The 20,002-nt window shown below is 45.2% G+C and carries 15 protein-coding genes; 3 read left to right on the forward strand and 12 right to left on the reverse strand.

Features of this window, described 5'->3' with window-relative positions:
• The first annotated feature begins 13 nt into the window (after window positions 1–13).
• Entirely contained in the window at window positions 14–1,651 is a 1,638-nt protein-coding gene (gene pfaD / locus H5300_RS01580) for an eicosapentaenoate synthase subunit PfaD (RefSeq protein WP_182795288.1), read from the forward strand.
• A 97-nt stretch (window positions 1,652–1,748) separates the two neighbouring features.
• Here the strand turns inward: pfaD and hflX are convergent, their stop codons facing one another.
• From hflX to prmB, 11 genes are all read right to left on the reverse strand, one after another.
• A complete protein-coding gene (gene hflX, locus H5300_RS01585; RefSeq protein WP_108156723.1) occupies window positions 1,749–3,116 on the reverse strand; it encodes a GTPase HflX in 1,368 nt (455 codons plus the stop codon).
• 232 nt (window positions 3,117–3,348) lie between these two features.
• Entirely contained in the window at window positions 3,349–4,494 is a 1,146-nt protein-coding gene (locus H5300_RS01590) for a S8 family serine peptidase (RefSeq protein ID WP_182795295.1), read from the reverse strand.
• A 138-nt stretch (window positions 4,495–4,632) separates the two neighbouring features.
• Complete coding sequence (locus H5300_RS01595; RefSeq protein ID WP_182795289.1) at window positions 4,633–5,745, reverse strand: ABC transporter ATP-binding protein; 1,113 nt, start codon at window positions 5,743–5,745, stop codon at window positions 4,633–4,635.
• A 6-nt stretch (window positions 5,746–5,751) separates the two neighbouring features.
• Window positions 5,752–6,609, reverse strand: coding sequence for a carbohydrate ABC transporter permease (locus H5300_RS01600; RefSeq protein WP_004736059.1), 858 nt, complete (start codon window positions 6,607–6,609; stop codon window positions 5,752–5,754).
• Window positions 6,606–7,544 carry a carbohydrate ABC transporter permease gene (locus tag H5300_RS01605; protein ID WP_010439457.1) on the reverse strand — a complete coding sequence of 313 codons (939 nt, stop codon included), beginning with the start codon at window positions 7,542–7,544 and terminating at the stop codon, window positions 6,606–6,608. The genes H5300_RS01600 and H5300_RS01605 overlap by 4 nt, the downstream gene beginning before the upstream one ends.
• A gap of 181 nt (window positions 7,545–7,725) precedes the next feature.
• Window positions 7,726–8,973 carry an ABC transporter substrate-binding protein gene (locus H5300_RS01610; RefSeq protein WP_004736057.1) on the reverse strand — a complete coding sequence of 416 codons (1,248 nt, stop codon included), beginning with the start codon at window positions 8,971–8,973 and terminating at the stop codon, window positions 7,726–7,728.
• Between the two features lie 111 nt (window positions 8,974–9,084).
• Window positions 9,085–10,530, reverse strand: a complete 1,446-nt coding sequence (locus H5300_RS01615) for an ATP-binding protein (protein WP_017076787.1) — start codon at window positions 10,528–10,530, stop codon at window positions 9,085–9,087.
• Window positions 10,531–10,602: 72 nt separating this feature from the next.
• Window positions 10,603–11,331, reverse strand: coding sequence for a response regulator (locus tag H5300_RS01620; RefSeq protein WP_017076788.1), 729 nt, complete (start codon window positions 11,329–11,331; stop codon window positions 10,603–10,605).
• Between the two features lie 157 nt (window positions 11,332–11,488).
• Window positions 11,489–12,946 (reverse strand): protein adenylyltransferase SelO, encoded by a 1,458-nt coding sequence (locus tag H5300_RS01625; protein ID WP_182795290.1) that lies wholly within the window; start codon window positions 12,944–12,946, stop codon window positions 11,489–11,491.
• A gap of 478 nt (window positions 12,947–13,424) precedes the next feature.
• Entirely contained in the window at window positions 13,425–14,066 is a 642-nt protein-coding gene (locus H5300_RS01630) for a LysE family translocator (protein ID WP_102515597.1), read from the reverse strand.
• A 285-nt stretch (window positions 14,067–14,351) separates the two neighbouring features.
• The gene (prmB, locus tag H5300_RS01635; RefSeq protein WP_017076792.1) at window positions 14,352–15,284 is read right to left on the reverse strand and encodes a 50S ribosomal protein L3 N(5)-glutamine methyltransferase; all 933 of its coding nucleotides are present in this window, start codon (window positions 15,282–15,284) and stop codon (window positions 14,352–14,354) included.
• 62 nt (window positions 15,285–15,346) lie between these two features.
• Here prmB and smrB point away from each other — a divergent pair, with 62 nt between their 5' ends.
• Complete coding sequence (gene smrB / locus H5300_RS01640) at window positions 15,347–15,877, forward strand: endonuclease SmrB (RefSeq protein WP_004736048.1); 531 nt, start codon at window positions 15,347–15,349, stop codon at window positions 15,875–15,877.
• Window positions 15,878–15,987: 110 nt separating this feature from the next.
• Here smrB and sixA read toward each other — a convergent pair whose 3' ends face one another.
• Window positions 15,988–16,452: a phosphohistidine phosphatase SixA gene (gene sixA, locus H5300_RS01645; protein WP_017076794.1), complete on the reverse strand. Its 465-nt coding sequence runs from the start codon at window positions 16,450–16,452 to the stop codon at window positions 15,988–15,990.
• 304 nt (window positions 16,453–16,756) lie between these two features.
• Here sixA and H5300_RS01650 point away from each other — a divergent pair, with 304 nt between their 5' ends.
• Window positions 16,757–19,534, forward strand: coding sequence for an insulinase family protein (locus H5300_RS01650; protein ID WP_182795291.1), 2,778 nt, complete (start codon window positions 16,757–16,759; stop codon window positions 19,532–19,534).
• Window positions 19,535–20,002 lie beyond the last annotated feature (468 nt).

The following is a 20,002-nucleotide window of genomic DNA, read 5'->3' on the forward strand; positions in this document are numbered from 1 at the left end:
GAAAGAATTAATTATGACAACTCAAACCACTATCAATAACGAAAAGCTATCTCCGTGGCCTTGGCAGATTCAAGAGAGCACAACTCGCTTTGATAACGCAGCAATGTCGACAATATTGAAAGACTTAAGCCTTGCTTGTTACGTCGTGAACCACCCAGAAAAAGGCTTAGGCGTAAGCCAACAAGCTGAGATTGCATCAGGCGATTCAGCAAGCTCGGCGAACAGCCAACCTGTTAGCGCCTTTGCTCCGGCTCTTGGTACACAAAGCCTAGGCGACGAAGATTTTCGTCGCTGCCACGGCGTGAAATACGCTTACTACGCAGGCGCAATGGCAAACGGCATCTCATCAGAAGAGTTGGTGATTGCGCTAGGCCAAGCAGGCATTCTTTGTTCATTTGGCGCTGCGGGGTTAATCCCATCTCGCGTTGAGCAAGCGATAAACCGTATCCAAGCAGCACTGCCAAACGGCCCTTATGCGTTCAACCTGATTCACAGCCCAAGCGAACCCGCGTTAGAGCGTGGCAGTGTTGAGCTGTTTTTGAAGCACAAAGTGAAAACGGTTGAGGCTTCTGCTTTCTTAGGTCTAACACCGCAAATCGTTCACTACCGTGCAGCAGGTCTTAGCCGCGATGCGCAAGGTGAGATACAGATTGGCAACAAGGTTATTGCTAAGGTAAGCCGTACTGAAGTCGCGAGTAAATTCATGCAGCCTTCTCCTGTAAAAATGCTGCAAGCTTTGGTTGATGAAGGCCGAATCACAGAAGAACAGATGGAACTGGCACAGCTGGTTCCTATGGCTGATGACATTACTGCAGAAGCCGATTCTGGTGGTCATACCGATAACCGCCCACTGGTTACCCTACTGCCAACGATTCTTGCACTGAAAGAGCAAATCCAAGCACAGTACCAATTCAAAACTCCGCTGCGTGTTGGCTGTGGTGGTGGCATAGGTACGCCTGATGCTGCTCTAGCGACGTTTAACATGGGTGCTGCTTACATTGTTACCGGTTCAATCAACCAAGCGTGTGTTGAGGCTGGCGCGAGCGAACACACACGTAAGCTGCTTTCAACAACAGAAATGGCAGACGTGACTATGGCTCCGGCAGCAGACATGTTCGAAATGGGCGTGAAACTGCAAGTGGTTAAGCGTGGCACCTTGTTCCCAATGCGTGCCAACAAACTTTACGAGCTTTATACACGTTACGATTCTATTGAAGCGATTCCAGTAGAAGAGCGTCTGAAGCTAGAGAAGCAAGTATTCCGTTCAACACTGGATGACATTTGGGCGGGGACTGTGGCGCACTTTAACGAGCGCGATCCTAAACAGATCGAACGTGCTGAAGGCAACCCAAAGCGTAAGATGGCGTTGATCTTCCGTTGGTACTTAGGGCTTTCTAGCCGCTGGTCAAACACAGGTGAACAAGGTCGTGAAATGGATTACCAAGTATGGGCTGGCCCGGCACTTGGCGCATTCAACGCATGGGCAAAAGACAGCTACCTAGATGATTACCAACAGCGTAATGCGGTCGACCTTGCTAAGCACCTGATGCACGGTGCGGCTTACTTAGCACGTGTTAACTTGCTGACCTCACAAGGCATCAAGCTTGATCCAGAGCTAGCACGCTGGAAGCCGGCGCAAAGAATGGCATAGGCATTTCAATACAGAGTTAATTAAGCTCAACCAATAAAAAAAGCGACCTTAACGGGTCGCTTTTCTTTTGGTCATTTTTCTTAAGCTAGCTAAAAGATTAAGACTTCTGCATACGCTTTTTCAGTCGCGCTAAATCAATGGCGCTTGAACGAACCGTTAATTTGATGTGTTCGTAGTCGTACTCTTCTTTAACCACACTCATGTTTGAGCGGATCTCGCCGATGATGCCTTGTCCAGAATAAGGGATAGTGATCTCTTCTTCGATCATGCCTTCTTCAGCAACACCAACGATGTACTTGTGCAGCTTCGTAATATCTAGCGGATCACGAGTCGACGTTAGCATCGCATCTGGGAATTCTTCGATCAGCTCTAATTGCTGTTCTTCAGTCAATCTATCGCACTTATTCAGCACTAATAGTTTTTCGCTACCTTCAACGCCCACTTGTGCTAATACGTCGTGTACGACATCAAGCTGAGCTCGGAACGAAACGTCAGAAGCATCAACCACATACAAAAGCAGTGAAGCATCATGCGCTTCTGCTAGCGTTGAGTGGAATGAAGCAACCAGATCGTGTGGCAGTTTCTTGATGAAACCCACGGTATCTGAAACCAAGATACGTGGCTGAGTAATTGGTTGAAGCGCACGAACCGTAGTGTCTAGCGTTGCGAACAGTTTATCTTCACCGACCACTTGGGTTGCGGTCATTGCACGCATCATCGAAGACTTACCGGCATTGGTGTAGCCAACTAAAGCAACAGTGAAAAGCTCCGCGCGCCTTGTGCGTCGGGTCTTCATTTCATCTTGTACGCTTACTAGCTCACGCTTAAGAGCAGCAATTTGGTCACGTACGTTACGACGGTCTAGCTCTAGTGAAGTTTCACCTGCGCCCTGACCCATTTGACGCTCTTTATCACCCTCAGCCGTTTCACGAAGTCGTGGCACTAAGTAGTTTAGACGAGCGATATCAACTTGCAGACGAGCAGTACGAGTACGAGCGTGACGGCTAAAGATTTCGATGATGATGCCAGTACGGTCAAATACTTCCACACCCAAACTCGCCTCAACAGTACGCATTTGAGATGGGCTTAAATCACAGTCAAATACCACAACATCAGCGGCACCGTATTGGAAGTTGCCCGTTGGAAGATCATCAAAATCTAGCTCATCGATTTCAACATTAAAATCAAACGACTCATCAATAAAGTCTTCATCTTCTGCTTCTTCAATAGAGCCTTGATAACCTGTTAGGTGTGCAATTTCAGCAAGCTTACCGGCACCCAGCACATTTTGTCTTTGAGATGAACTGTGGTGTTGCGATTGCGTACCGACTACTTTAAACCCTAGGGTTGTCACTAAGCGAGCAAGTTCGGCAAGAGACTCTTTTGCTTCGTCACCTTTAAAATCCGGTGTCGTAATAGAAATAAGTAAAGCGTTATTCGCCGCTGGTTTTGCTGTTAGTTTCATGTTTTATTCTGTCTATGCACCAAAGTGCAACCTAGTATTTGATCTAAAGTAGTGTGATCCTACGCGTTTCTACGTCAGCTTTATATAGCCACATCACACTAAATATCAGCTTTGATGATAATTAGCTGTCTACTCGATGATTATTCAAAATAAAAAACGACCCATCAGGTCATTTTTTATTGTCTACAACGGCATTGTTTTACCTATTAAGCTTTCAATACTGTTAAACGAATTAATTGCTCACTGCAATAAGGTCCGGATCTCCATCAGGATCATTATTCACAGCCCCATCTAAAGAGAATAAGCCTCTGGTTACTAACAGTACTCCGCAAAAGTGAGGAGCCGCCATTGAAGTACCATTGTAAGAAACCGTTCCTCCTCCCGCTTTAGTCGATAGTACATCGACTCCCGGTTGAGCGTAATCTACATCAGAACCATAATTGGAAAAGTAAGCGAAGCTATCGTTAATTTCTCCAAATGCTGAGATAGTAAATATATTTGTACCGTTAGTGCTAGCTGGCGTAAAACCACTTGCATCCTGGCCTGAATTACCCGCTGCGATTGAGAAAAATATCCCTTGGGCAGCAGCTGTTTTAATAGCGCTATCTAAGGCAGCGGAAGATCCAGCTCCTCCCAAGCTCATATTGGCACAGTCACCAGATCCGCCATAGCGTGCAACATGATCAACACCTGCAATCACGCCCGACATTGAGCCACTACCACTATTATCTAAAACTCGTACTGGAATTACCTGCACACCGGGGGCAACGCCAACGACATCAAAACCATCATCATAGGCACCAATCGTTCCTGCTACATGCGTGCCGTGACCATTACCATCATTCGTATTGTTTTTCTTACCGCGAGTGAAGTTTGCCCCTCGAGATTTGTTTACGTTCAAATCGGGATGGTTGCTGTCAATGCCCGAATCAATGACCCAAGCAACGACTGAAGCGTTACTCATATCACTTGTCCCACCGTTGACTCTGGTTACACCCCAAGGGATCTGTTGCGGGTCTCGCTCAACACTATCGCCACCTCCGCCTCGATTAGGTTTACCCCCTCGCGGCAAAGCATGCATGACGATATCAGGCTCAATGTAATCAATCTCAGGGAACCTATTTTTAAGACCTTTGAGTGCTTGTTCTGGGACCTTGACTGAAAATCCTTTCAGGGCATGGCTATATTGATGACCGACTACACCGCGCCCATTGGCAACTTCACGTGCAATATCATTCGCTCGTGACACCGACGTACTACCTTTCAAAACGACAATATAACTATCTCTCAAATCATGATTAACAACAGCAGATACAGGAGAGGAAAGAAGAGCAAGTGACATTGCTCCTGCAAGTAATTGGACTCTCATTGCAGACATCCTTTTTATAAAAATTAATCTCCCATCAAGCATAGACTCTACTGAGTTTTTTATCATTAATATGAATTTGTCTATTCTGACACAAAAACACCCCATCAAAAGATGAGGTGTTCAAAGAAATATAACCCGTTATAAAACTTAGAAATCGATTCTCGATTCGGTTTGAGCATCGAAGAATACCGCTTTCGATAAGTCAAAATGCAGCGGTGCCATTTGCCCAACGGAAACTTCAAATTCTGGCGATAAACGACACGCGACTTCTTGGTCGTTCACTTTAACCATCGCAATAGTATCTGGCCCTGTCGGTTCCAATACCTCTAACTGTAAGTCTAGCTTTGTAGAGGCAGAAACATCGTCACCCTGCTGCTCGGTAATGTGCTCAGGACGCAGCCCTATCACCAATTCTTTGCCGTCTTGGTCGCGCATACTTTGTGGCAAACGAATATGGTGTTCTTGATCTGCGGTACCGACCACTTTAATAATCGGATTCTGTTCCTCATCCAAGTCCACCATGGTTTTAATGAAGTTCATTGATGGTGAACCCATAAAGCCAGCCACAAACATATTGTTGGGTTTGGTGTAGATCTCTTGCGGTGTGCCTAACTGCTGCAGTTCACCGTCTTTCATTACTGCGATGCGATCAGCGAGTGTCATAGCTTCAATCTGATCATGGGTTACATAAACAATCGTGGTATTCAGCTTCTGGTGCAGACGTTTAATCTGATGACGCATCTCAACACGCAGCTTGGCATCCAAGTTAGAAAGCGGCTCATCAAATAGATACAGCTTAGGACGACGAGCTAGAGCGCGTCCCATCGCGACACGTTGACGCTGGCCACCAGAAAGTTGCGACGGTTTACGATCAAGCAACTGTTCGATTTGCAGCATTTCTGCCACTCGATTGACCTCAGCATCAATTTCTTGTTGCGGCATCTTGCGGATCTTCAAACCGAAAGCGATATTGCCGCGTACCGTCATGTTTGGATAAAGCGCGTACGACTGGAATACCATCGCGATATCGCGATCTTTAGGTTCAACCTGCGCCACGTCTATGCCATCAATTACAATCTCACCCGAGCTAATATTCTCTAGCCCAGCGATGGTGTTCATCAAGGTGGATTTCCCACACCCCGAAGGGCCGACAAGTATCAAAAATTCCCCCGAATCGATACTGATGTCGATGCCCTTTAACGTTTCGTTGTCCGCGTTGCGATAGGTTTTACGGATCTGTTTTAAATCTAATGTTGCCATGGGTAATTATCCTTTTACTGATCCTGCCGTTAGGCCACGAACAAAATATTTTCCTGCGAAGACATACACCAACAGCGTTGGCAGTGCGGCGATGATCGCGGCAGCCATGTCGACGTTATATTCTTTAACGCCAGTGCTGGTGTTGACTAGGTTGTTTAATGCCACGGTGATCGGCTGAGTATCTGATCCGGAATAGACCACTCCGAACAAAAAGTCATTCCAAATCGCGGTGAACTGCCAGATCACCGTCACCATAATGATTGGTGTCGAGATCGGTAATAAGATCTTGAAGAAAATCGTAAAGAAGCCAGCACCATCGAGCTTTGCCGCCTTGATCAATTCATCAGGAATCGAGATATAGAAGTTACGGAAAAACAGTGTGGTAAATGCCATACCGTAGATAACGTGCACAATCACCAAGCCGATGGTTGTGTTCGCTAGCCCCATCTTGCCGAGCATGGTTGCCATTGGTAGTAGCACCACTTGGAATGGAATAAAGCAGCCAAATAACAACAAACTAAAGAACAGGTTTGAACCTCTGAATTGCCATTTCGTCACGACATAGCCATTGAATGCACCGAGCAATGTTGAAATCGCAACCGCAGGAATCACCATTTGGAACGAGTTCCAGAAGTAGCCTTTGATGCCTTCACATTTCACGCCAGTACAAGCGGTGTCCCACGCTTTATACCAAGCATCGAACACCCACTCTTTTGGCAAACTCATCAGGTTGCCCGCCTTGATGTCTGGCAGAGTTTTGAATGACGTCAGCGCCATCACGAATAATGGCATTAGGTACACTAAACAGAAGAAAAGCAGTGCTGAATAAATAAAGATTCGAGCAAAGTTGATGTTATTCATCATGACTTTTTCTCCCTAAGTTCAGAGTAAAGATAAGGCACGAGAATCGCTAAAATGCCGGCAAGCATCATCATCGCACTGGCAGCACCAAGGCCGATTTGACCACGAGTAAAGGAGTGGGCATACATGAATAGCGCAGGAAGATCCGATGAATAACCCGGGCCACCAGCCGTCATTGCCGTCACAAGGTCAAAGCTCTTAATTGCAATGTGAGAAGTAATGATCACCGCACTGAAAACCACAGGGCGCAAGCAAGGTAAAATGATTTTGAGATAGATAGTGGGTAAGCTTGCCCCATCGATTTGAGCCGCTTTGATGATTGAAGAATCGATGCCACGCAGACCGGCTAAGAACATCGCCATCACGAATCCAGAAGACTGCCAAAGTGCTGCAATCACTAAGGTGTAAACCGACATTTCAGAATTGACGAGCCAGTCAAATTTGAAGTCAGTAAATCCCCAGTCTTGCATCAGCTTTTCAATGCCAAGACCCGGGTTAAGAATCCATTTCCACGCCGTACCCGTCACGATGAATGACAACGCCATTGGGTATAGGTAGATAGTACGAATCGCGCCTTCTTGACGGATGTTCTGGTCAAGCAATACCGCTAAACCAACACCTAGCAAGATAGCAATCGCCATGAATAGAAAACCAAACACACCGAGGTTGGTGATTGAGGTGATCCAACGATCGTTATCCATCAGCTTTTCATATTGGGTTAAACCAACGAAGTTGAAGCTCGGAAGAAATCGAGAGTTGGTGAACGACAGTGCGGCCGTCCAAAATATATAGCCGTAGATACACACCACGGTCACTAACGCAGTTGGCGCCAGCACAATTTTAGGTAACCAATGTTGCAACCTGTCAGCAAAACTCGGTTTCGGTGCAGGCTGGCTCCTTGTGGGTTTTGGAGTCGACTCAGTCAAAACATGCTCCATAACTTATCCTTGTTGCACAATCGAGCCAATGGCTTACCTTTCGGCACCACATCAGCATCACGCATATTAGAATTGGGAGTGAAGAGCAGATAGGCTCCCTACGAGCCTACCCACCCTGGGGGTTCGATAAAGCAACACAACCCGTCACTCACGTGCGTTGTGTGTCGCTTATCAAGTTAGATTAGATAGCCGCTTTCACTGCTTTTGCTAACTTAGCTGCCGCTTGTTTCGGATCGGCATCTTTCTCATTGAAGAAGTTGGTCACTACGTCATAGATAGCGCCTTGAGCGTAGCTTGTTGTCGCTAGACCGTGAGCCATACTAGGAACAAGATCGCCCGATTCAGCACTCGCTTTGAAGGTTGCCATTGAGTCCAACGCACATTGGTCAAACTTAGACATGTCCATATCTAGACGTACAGGGATAGAACCCTTGTTAAGGTTGAAGACTTCTTGGAAGTCTTTAGTAAGAATAGTTTTCGCTAGATCTTGCTGCGCTTTTTGGTTTTCTTTGTCACTTAACTCAAAGAACGCAAAGCTATCGATGTTGAAAGTGAACTGACCATCAGTCCCCGGTGCTGGTGCACAGATGTAATCTTTACCCGGCACTTTGCCTGCCGCAGTAAATTCACCTTTCGCCCAATCACCCATGATTTGCATCGCGGCTTCGCCATTGATAACCATTGAAGTTGCGACATTCCAATCACGACCTGGAGAGTTGCTGTCGATGTAGTCACGCATCTTTTTGAACTTGGTGAACACTTCCACCATCTTGTCGCCAGATAATACGTCCATATCAAGATCAACGAACGCTTTGTTGTAATCTTCACTGCCTAGAACATCAAGAGCCACCGCTTCGAATACGGTTGCGTCTTGCCAAGGTTGGCCACCGTGAGCCAGTGGAATGAAGCCAGCCGCTTTAATCTTGTCTGCAGCAACAAAGAACTCATCTAACGTAGTTGGAACCGTCACGCCTGATTTTTCTAAAACAACAGGGTTAGCCCAAAGCCAGTTAACACGGTGAACGTTGACAGGAACTGCCACATATTCGCCATCCCACTTCATCACTTTAGTCACTACTTCTGGTAGTAGTTCATCCCATTGTTCTTGTTTAGCAGTCGCATCGAGAGACGTTAGAAAACCTAAACCACCCCACTCCTGAATATCATGACCTTTAATCTGCGCGGCAGATGGAGGATTGCCCGATACTGCTCGAGTTTTCAAAACAGTCATCGCACTTTCACCGCCGCCGCCAGCAACAGCAAAATCTTTCCAAGTATGGCCTTGTTCTTCAATCATCTCTTTCAGTACCGCTGCGGATTTCGCTTCGCCACCGGCAGTCCACCAGTGAAGCACTTCCACTTCACCAGCTTGAGAAAATGTTGAGGCAGCAAGAAGAGATAGAGTAAGTAGGGTTTTATTGATTTTCATTATTATCTTCCATGTTTTAGCGGACTCGACGTCCGGTTCAATAAAGAGTCTACTTATTCTGATTGATAAGATTGAAACAAAAGGTAAGCCCTATGTAACACAATTGTTACATTACACTTCTAAGCCTGTTGGGATATAGACTTTGGCTTCTAAGCCGCCTTGAGAGGAGTTGCGAATAATGAGATCTCCGCCGTGTCCGTGCAGGATATTTCGGCAGATCCCGAGGCCAAGTCCGTGTCCTTGGTCGTCGGTTGCAAGCCTAAAGTAAGGTTCAAAGACCATCTCTAGTTTGTCTTCTGGAATGCCATTACCACGGTCTTGAATAGTCACGACCACCCAAAGCTCATCACCACTAACTTCCACTACGGCAGATGAACCATACTTAACTGCGTTGTCGATTAAGTTGGTCAGTACACGCTTAATCGCCAGTGGTTTCGCGACCAATGGCTCAATGACGACCGGCTCGAACTCTACCTTTGTTTGGTATTGGTTATGAGATTCAATCACAGAGAGCACCATTTCATTGAGGTCAATAATGGCGTTATTCTCGTGTAAGTCAGTATCTCTTACGGCCTGAAGAGCACCTTTGACCATCATTTCAAGCTCATCGAGATCTTTATTGAATTTGTCTTTCTTTACTTCACTCTCCAACAACTCAGCTCGTAACCTAAGCCGCGTTATTGGCGTCTTTAAGTCATGAGAGATAGCAGAGAAAAGGTGCTCACGGTCGGCAACATAGCGACGAATCCGTTGCTGCATTCGATTAAAAGCCCGCGTCGCGGTGACCAATTCAGTCGCCCCCTCTTCTTTCAGTTGGGGCTGCTGAATATCCATACTCATCTCATTAGCTGCTCTTGCTAACTTTTTCAGAGGACGCACTTGGCGACGAATCATCAAGTAAGTTAGAACCAGCAGAATAAGCGTTGAAGAAACTAAGAAGATCACCTGCTCTCTGCCAAGAATCGTATCGTCGAGTTTCACATATGGAGCAGGCAACAATGCCGCAATGTATACCCATTCGTGACTGGTCAATTCGATTTGTACAACCAGGATGGGTGGATTCAGCGGTTCTAACGTTAAAGTATGATGTGCCCATGATCGCGGAAGATCGCTTAAATAGATGTCATTTTTGAGCAAGCGAAGGTGTTCAGGACGAGAAAAATCAACCCGCACTGACGCCACTTTATTGAGTTTGCTACTCAAAACACTTTCTATCGCTTCAATCGAGGCGGTTTTTAAACGGGTATCGGGGATCGGTTCGACAATCAAAGCCTCTTTATTGAAAGAAACGAAGAAGCGCGTACCGCCCATATTCCGTATTTGATCCAGCACGATATGACGATATTTAACGGGTAGAGATTGGAAAAAAGTCACCGTTGAAGCAAACATGTTCGCCATGCTCGACGAAGCAGAACGAATCCCTTCCAGCTCTTTGTGTTTTGATTCGCTATACCATATAGACGTTGCGATACCCTGAGCTATCACCACGGCTAACAGCGTCAACAATAAGGTTCTTGCGACTAACGAATTTGGTTTCAACCAACTCATCCAGTTCATACGAGATATTTCATCCGGAATACTTCATTGGAAATACTTTATTAGCATTACTTCATTAACAGTAGGTCATGCTTAGTGTTCATACTGAACCGGCACAGCAAGAATGTAGCCATTGCCACGCATGGTTTTGATGTAGTGAGGGTATTTACCACTGTCGCCCAGCCGACTTCTCAGGCGACTAAGCTGCACATCAATGCCTCGCTCAAAAGGCAGCGCTTCGCGACCTCTGGTGGCGAAAGAGATGGTGTCACGATCGAGAACTTCATTAGGACGAGTTAAGAACAACATCAACAAAGAAAAGTCGCTGCCTGACAAGTCCATTTCTTCTGAATTTTCATTGTGGGAGATTCGATGCGCTAGTGTATCGAGCGTCCAATCACCAAAAATAATCTGCTTTGGCAGTGCATCACTTGGCTTGTCATCCACCACTTGAACACGGCGTAGTAGTGCTTTGATACGAGCCATTAATTGGCGCGGACTAAATGGCTTGGCAATGTAATCATCGGCACCAATTTCTAAACCAATAATTTGATCGGTTTCATCCGATACCGCTGTCAGCATGATAATTGGCACATTGGATTGCTTTCGAACTCGCTGACACAAGGTAAAACCATCGTCACCGGGGAGCATAACATCGAGCAGAATCAGGTCTGGATAACCTTGGCTTTGCAGGTGGGTTTCTAATTCAACACCGTCTCCAACAGAAGAGACATCGAAACCCGATTTTGTGAGGTACTCTTCCAGCAGCTCGCGGATTTCTTGATCATCATCCACCACGAGAATTCGAGTATTTGTTGGCATCGCCCAAACCTATTAAATTTACAACTTATTCACATAGTGTATAGGCTGGCCGATTATTTGATTATTGACATGTTTGTAAAGTTAGACGAACAAACAGATAAAGATCACATCTTAGTGACCTCTACCTGTACTTAGCGACTCAAAGAATCATAGAAGGTTAAGAGGAACAGCTGATTTCCATGGCTTTGCCCCACTCAGGCGGCAAGGCGGCAAGGTATTCATAGTCTGGGTGTTCTGCATAAGGGTCAGCCAGAACCACCATTAATGCTTCAATATCGCTGCTATCACCGCGTTCTGCTTTGTCTATCGCAAGCTGAGCTAGGTAGTTTCTAAGGATGTATTTAGGGTTTACCTGTCTCATCTTTTCACAGCGCTCTGCCACTGAACTCTCTTCTAATTCGCAGCGTTGTAAGTAGTTATCCATCCATAGCTTTGCTGCCTCGCGGTCGATAATCAAATCAATCACTTCCTGTGGCGGCAAGGTATCCAAGTTCGACAGCGTTCTAAAGAATCTTGGGTAGTCGACTTTGTTTTGCGACATCAGCTCAAACATAGATTCAAACAAACGACTGTCACCTTCTTGTTTCGAAAGCAGCCCCAACTTACGACGCATCATCTGACTGAAATAACCATTCATTTGTGGTTCGTATTGTTCGAGTGCCGCCTCAAGTTCGGCTTTATCTACCAGAGGCGAAAGTGAGTGCGCCAGTGCCGATAGGTTCCACAATCCAATTCTAGGCTGTTGATTGAAAGCATAACGACCTTGGTAATCCGAGTGATTACAGATCAATCTTGGGTCATATTCATCAAGGAACGCGAATGGGCCGTAATCGAAGGTTTGCCCGATAATTGACATGTTATCGGTATTCATGACTCCGTGAGCAAAACCATTCGCTTGCCACAATGCGACCATTTCAGCGGTGCGATCAACAATCTCATTAAACATGGCTGCGTAGGGTTTATCTTGATCGAGGCATTCTGGGAAGTGCCATTCGATGACTTTGTCGGCCAATAATTTATGTTCTGCCAACTGATTGGTATAAAACAGGTGTTCAAAGTGACCGAAACGAATATGTGACTCAGCAGCGCGCACCAACAATGCGCCCCACTCTTGCTTCTCACGATAAACCGGCGTATCGCTGGTCATCATCGCCAACGCACGTGTGGTTGGGATATTAAGACCCGCCATCGCTTCGCTACATAGATACTCACGAACCGTTGAGCGAATAACTGCACGACCATCGCCCATACGTGAATAAGGTGTTTTGCCTGCACCTTTTAGGTGTAAGTCGAACGTTTCGCCACTTTTCGCCACAACTTGAGCTAATAACAGCCCTCTTCCATCACCTAAGTCCGGGTTATAAGAGCCAAACTGGTGACCTGCGTATTTCATTGCTACAGGCGAAAACTGCTCAGGTTCAACATTGCCAGATAACGTCTCAAGCAATTCCTCGGAAGCGTTTTCAAATGACGGAAAGCCAAGTTCATTCGCAAGATTATGGTTCCATGCGAGCCATTGGACATTGCTGAGCGGTGTAGGTTGAATTGGGGTATAGAACAGTCGAGGTAATGCGGTAAATCGATTGTTAAATGAAATAGAATCCCAGACAGACATGAGAGGCACACTGTAGATAAAAGATGATTTAAGATTATCACAGTTTGATAACAACTTCAGATGAGGTTACGCGATGAGCTTATGAGAGAAGATTGATTAGCTGTTTTACGAAGAGGAAAAGCTAAGTGGCTAGACTGATGAGAAGAGCCACATTTACGAGAGTAAGAGTTCTGACTTTGAAGACTTTTTAACAAGTGTATTCATAATAAAAACTGAAAATATTGAGCCATAAAACTGACTACATTAGAGCAAGAATACCCATTAGAGAAAGGGTAGAGAAAATCCAAGTGCGACTGATAACGCCAAAATTACTGTGTTGAATCATTTCTTGATGCTGCATATGTCTCTCCTCGAGAACGTGATGGTGTAACACCAATATATCGACTTTATGCCGATATCAGCAAGCACATTAATATTAACCTTTTATGACAACACCAAGAAACTTCTGTAACTATTCAACAATTTGATAAATCAAAAGCTATGCTCGACTGGTTGTCGAAAGCAGTGCACCAGCCCCAATAAAGACGCCTCCAGTGACACGATTAAATACCTTGGCTCGGCCTTTAGCAAACAACCAATTTGACGACTTCGCGCCCAAGTAGGCATACACCATTAACCAAGATAATTCCATCACGGCGAAGGTCAAAGCAAACACGGTGAACTGTGGAACCAGAGCGATCGATGGGTCAATAAATTGGGGGAAAAGTGCGGTGAAAAATAGAATAGCTTTGGGATTGCTCGCGCCAACAATAAAGCCACTGAGGTAATGCTGCGCAGCACTTTCTTTAACCGATTTAGAATCGGATTGTTGATTGGATAGGTTGTCATAATCTTGCTGACTAGAACGTAGCGACTTCCAACCAAGGTAGATTAGGTAAGCAGCACCGGTCCATTTAATGACATTAAACACCACCTCAGACGAAGCGATAATCACACCCAGCCCGGTAAACGATAACGTTAGAATTCCAGTAATCGCGGTTAAGCTACCCAGCGCGGTAAATATCGATAATTTAAAGCCAGATTGCACACCTTTAGTCATGCATAATAAAGAGCTTGGTCCGGGCGAAGCTGTCAAAACCAGCACCGCTAATAAATAATAAATCCATGTATCAAAGCTCATCGCGAATTCTCCTTAACTCACTAAAACGACTAAACATTGACCATCAATATGTGATGGTTATTCATATTAAGCAACTAAATAATATGCAACAAATCCTCAACGCTAAGTACGATATCCAAAATTTAGGCAATAAAAAACGCCATGCATTGCTGCATGGCGTTTAAATTAATACAGATAGGGTTTCTTTAATAACGAAGGTAACTCGAATCTAATCAAAGAAGCTTTTTCGATACAAAGCTTAGTCTATATAAACCTTAGTCTGTGCAAACTTAGTCTATAAAAAACTTAGTCTTTGTAGAGAGAGAACTCATCTGCGCAAGCCACTAGCTGCTCACGAGTGATCATGAATACGCCATGACCACCATTAGAGAATTCAATCCAAGTGAATGGAATCTCTGGGTACTGATCCATCATGTGAACCATTGAGTTGCCCACTTCACAGATCAGAATACCATCATCCGTTAGGTAGTTTGGCGCGTTAGCTAAGATACGACGAACCAGTTTCAGTCCATCAGTACCTGCCGCTAGGCCAAGTTCTGGCTCATGAGTAAACTCTTCTGGCAAGCTGTTCATATCTTCTTCGTCCACGTAAGGTGGATTCGATACGATCAGGTTGTATTTCTCTTTTGGCAAATCACGGAAAAGATCTGAACGGATTGGGAACACTTGCTGCTCCATGCCGTGATCTTGAACGTTCTGCTCAGCAACTTGCAATGCGTCAGTAGAAATATCAATCGCGTCTACTTCAGCGTCAGGGAATGCATGAGCACAAGCAATAGCAATACAGCCACTACCCGTACAAAGGTCCATGATGCGCGTTGGCTCTTCAGTTAACCAAGGTTGGAATTGAGCTTCGATCAGCTCACCAATTGGCGAACGAGGCACAAGAACGCGTTCATCAACGAAGAACTCTAGACCACAGAACCAAGCTTTGTTGGTTAGGTAAGCCGTTGGTGTACGATCATTGATACGCTTGATTACGCGCTCAACAATACGCAGACGTTCGCTGCTCGTTAGACGAGAGTTCATAACATGCGAAGGAACATCAATCGGCAGATAAAGAGTAGGTAAAATAAGTTGTACCGCCTCATCCCACGCGTTATCAGTGCCGTGACCATAAAAAAGGCCCGCTGCGTTAAAGCGACTAACAGTCCAACGAATCACATCTTGAAGCGTGTGTAGTTCTGATACCGCTTCTTCTACAAAAATCTTATCCAAAATTGTCTCCGAAAAGCGCTACAATACTGCTAATTACGTTTCTAATTAGAATTCATAACCTGATGAGCAAAAAAGACACCGACTTCGATGACGATTTCGCCCTATTCAACGATGCAGTAAAGGGCGTTAAAAAGTTGCAACAGGATACCATAGTCCAGCAGCCAAAAAGAAATGCCAAGCAAAAAGAAATTACTCGAACGGCAAGACAAGCCAGTGATAGCGAGTTTTATTTCTCGGATGAGTTCATTCCGCATCTTAGCGAAGAAGGCCCAACACGTTATGCGCGTGATGATGTCTCTAAGTATGAGGTGAAGCGCTTACGTCGTGGTGTCTACGTACCTGATGTGTATCTTGATATGCACGGTATGACTCAACAAGAAGCGAAGCGCGAGTTAGGAGCCATGATTGCGCACTGCGTGAAAGAGAGCGTGGCGTGTGCCTGTGTTCAGCACGGTATCGGTAAACACATCCTTAAACAGAAGGTGCCTTTGTGGTTAGCGCAGCACCCTGACGTGATGGCCTTTCACCAAGCACCTTTAGAGTTCGGTGGTAACGGTGCGTTGTTGGTTTTGCTTGCTATTCCAGACAAATAACCCTGACTCGCTATTCCCCCCCAACGTCAAAAACAGAAAAGGGCACCTCAAATCATTGAGGTGCCCTTTTCTTTGTTATCTTTCAGCCTACAGGTTAGATAAAACCTCGACTATGGATTGATGTTCCAAAGTAACTCGCCTTTTTGTGTCTCAAGGTCGAATTCAATGCAAGCCAAACCTGACGTCGGAAACATAGGTGGCGCCATGCCCGTTGCAAATTCTGCTGTTAAGTAGCCCACTAGAGGTAAATGAGAAACAAATAAAATGGTCTCTAGTTTTTCTACTTCTGCCATTGCTACGGTCAAATCAAACACGTCGTCGGACATTCCATAAGGCGTAATATCATCACAGGTTTCTACTTTCTTTCCAGAAAAAGCCTGAGAGATTTCTAACCACGTTTCTTGTGCCCTTAAATATGGGCTCACAAGCACTTTATCGAATTGACTAATCCCCTGCTCATTTGCAGCTTGAGCCACTGCAAGAGATGCCATTTTCCCGCGCTTGGTTAACGCTCGTTCTGCATCCGAGTCCGCAAAATGTTCTGCTTCACCGTGGCGCATTATGAATATTTTCATGTTCAGTCCTGTCTACGTAACATTTCGAAAGTCGATATATCCCATATCAGCGATACGCTACTTAGCGTTTGGCTCTCAAACTAGAGAAGCCGCAGTCTATATAAATAATTATATCAAGTCACTTGCTAAAGAGTTCGACTTTCTTAACAATCTTATTAAAAGAAAATAAATCACTGATAAAAATCGATAAAAATGATTTAGAAGTCGCCAAAAAGCTCTTCATATCCCAAAATGTGATCGCAAGGTTTGCACCTCAAATCATCGCGTACATAATTTAAAAACCACCTTCTCTGGAGATGCTTCTGTGCATTTAAGCCCTAATGATGAACATCAATACCGTTACGTAACCTTGGATAACGGATTGCGAGTACTGTTAGTTCACGATCAGAACGCTCAAAAAGCTGCAGCCGCACTCGCCGTTAATGTCGGGCATTTTGATGACCCTACCGACCGAGAGGGTTTAGCGCACTACTTAGAGCATATGCTATTTTTGGGAACTGAAAAGTATCCAAAGGTCGGAGAGTTCCAAAGTTTTATCAGCCAACATGGTGGTAGCAACAATGCTTGGACCGGAACCGAACACACCTGCTTCTTTTTTGATGTTGAATTGAATGCCTTTGAAACCGCACTCGATCGCTTCAGCCAATTTTTCACAGCGCCACTTTTTAACGAAGAAGCACTAGATAAAGAACGCCAAGCCGTTGATTCAGAATACAAAATGAAACTCAACGACGACTCGCGACGCTTGTACCAAGTTACCAAAGAACTGGTGAATTACAATCACCCATTCTCGAAGTTTTCTGTCGGTAATATCGAGACGTTGGGTGACAGAAACGGTGAAACGATTCGACAAGAGATCTTGGCTTTCCACCAGCAACAATATTCAGCCGATCTAATGACGCTGACACTGTCTGGCAATCAATCATTAGATGAGATGCAAAGTTGGGTTGAGGAGCGTTTTAGCTCGATTACCAATCACAAACTACAAGGTAAAAAGGTTGCAGTTCCGATTGTTGGCGAATTAAGCACGGGTGTACAAGTACACGTTAAACCGATAAAAGAAGTACGAAAACTTATCTTAACCTTCCCAATGCCCAGCATGGACGAGCACTATGGGATTAAGCCATTATCATTCTTTGCACACCTTATCGGTTACGAAGGCGAAGGCAGTTTGATGATGCAGCTGAAAGAGAAAGGTTGGATTACTTCCCTCTCGGCAGGTGGCGGCGCAAGTGGCAGTAACTATCGTGACTTCACGATCAGTTGCTCAATGACCATCGAAGGCTTAACCAAAACCGATAACGTCGTTCAAGCAATATTTCAGTACATCAAACTCATTGAACAACAAGGCATCGAAGAGTGGCGTTATCTTGAAAAACGCGCCGTTTTAGAGTCCGCTTTCCGCTTTCAAGAGCCCTCCAGACCGCTCGATGTCGTCAGTCATCTTGTTATCAACATGCAGCACTATCAAGAGCAAGATGTGGTGTATGGCGATTATAAGATGTCGCACTTTGACGAAGAGTTACAACGCTCTTTGCTTCCCTACTTATCTGTCGACAACATGCGGGTCACCATCGTAGCTCAAGGTTTCGAGTATGATAGAGAAGCGAAGTGGTATTTTACGCCCTACTCCGTTACGCCTTTTAGCTCAGAGCAGACCCAATGCTTTACGTGCATCAACCCCGGCTGGATGTTTGAGCTGCCAAGTAAAAACCCATTTATTTGCTACGACTTAGACCCTGCTGAACTCGAAGGTGATGCTAAGCACCCACAACTGTTAGAAGAGCTGGATGGCTTTAAGTTATGGCACCTCCAAGACCATCAATTTCGAGTACCTAAAGGTGTGGTGTATATCGCTATCGACAGCCCACACTCAGTCGCCACCCCGAGAAACATCGTTAAAACACGCTTGTGTGTAGAAATGTTCTTGGACTCGCTTGAAAAAGATACGTATCAGGCTGAGATTGCGGGTATGGGCTACAACATGTATACCCATCAGGGCGGTGTAACACTCACGCTTTCGGGATTCAGCGAAAAGCAACCACAGCTGCTCAATATGATCCTTGAGCGCTTCCAAGCACGCGACTTTAGTCCAACACGCTTTGAAACTATAAAGCATCAATTGCTCAGAAACTGGAATAATGCGTCACAAGATCGTCCTATTTCGCAGCTGTTTAATGCGATGACCGGAGTACTTCAGCCAAATAACCCGCCTTATTCCGTATTAATTGAAGCATTGGAAACGATTGAGGTCGATGAACTCTCTTCTTTTGTTCAAGCTATCTTGGCAGAATTGCATGTCGAAATGTTTGTGTATGGTGATTGGAAAAAAGCCGATGCACACAATATGGCTGAAACGCTAAAAGATGCATTACGTGTTCAAGACCAAGCTTACGAAGAGTCACTACGCCCATTAATCATGTTGGGTGAAAATGGTAGCTTCCAACGCGAAGTCGTATGTAATCAAGATGATTCAGCCATCGTGGTTTACTACCAATGCGCTGATATTTCACCTAAAAACATTGCACTGTATTCATTGGCGAACCATTTGATGTCAGCCACCTTCTTCCATGAAATTCGTACCAAGCAGCAGCTAGGCTATATGGTCGGCACTGGCAATATGCCGTTGAACCGACACCCAGGTATTGTGTTATATGTGCAATCACCGAATGCTGCCCCGGCAGACTTGTTAGCCTCGATAGATGAGTTCCTCAATGCCTTTTACATGGTGCTGTTGGAGCTTAACGACTATCAATGGCACAGCAGTAAACGCGGCCTCTGGAATCAGATTTCAACGCCAGATACCACCTTGCGCGGTCGCGCTCAGCGCTTATGGGTTGCGATAGGCAATAAGGACTTGGAATTCAATCAGAGAGAGCGTGTCTTAGAAGACCTCAAAGGTCTAACACGCTCAGACATGATGCGTTTTGTGGTCAGCCAACTTAAACCTCGCACGGCAAATCGCCTGATTATGCATGCGCACGGTAATGCTCATAATGAGGAAGATAAGTTGTCGGCAGGTGTGGAGATTGGCTCAATTGATGAGTTTCAGTTACGCCCTAAAGACTGTGAGCTTGGCTGATAAAGCTGGAATGAAAATCATAAGGTTGATGTGAAAGCATCAACCTTTTTTCTTGGATGAAGCACAAAATCAGATCTCCTATTACGCTCCTTCGTCGCTTTAGGAGATGACGGTAGTTTCGATTGCAATGCATTAGCCACAATCCCCCTATTAACACTAATAGCTTACTTTCAACCTCTCTTTCGTCACTCCCAAGAGGGAGGAACGACTGAGTCGGGAACCTCCCAACACTCCAACATCCTGAATAAAAAACACTCCATCCTTATCATTCCGGATTACGGAGAAGCGGAAAAGTCAGGAATATTCCGCTCCACACCGACACTACCTGACAGAACACACCACTCCCCGTCATATATGGACCCACCCAGTTTGCAAGTAATTTTACACGTTTGGTAATAGAGTCATTGCCTTCATATATTCGGCCTATTTATTGAGCACATTATTATTGTGTTCATGGCCCTGATGTAA

The organism is Vibrio sp. SG41-7 (genome assembly GCF_014164465.1).
In the GTDB taxonomy this organism is placed as follows: domain Bacteria; phylum Pseudomonadota; class Gammaproteobacteria; order Enterobacterales; family Vibrionaceae; genus Vibrio; species Vibrio splendidus.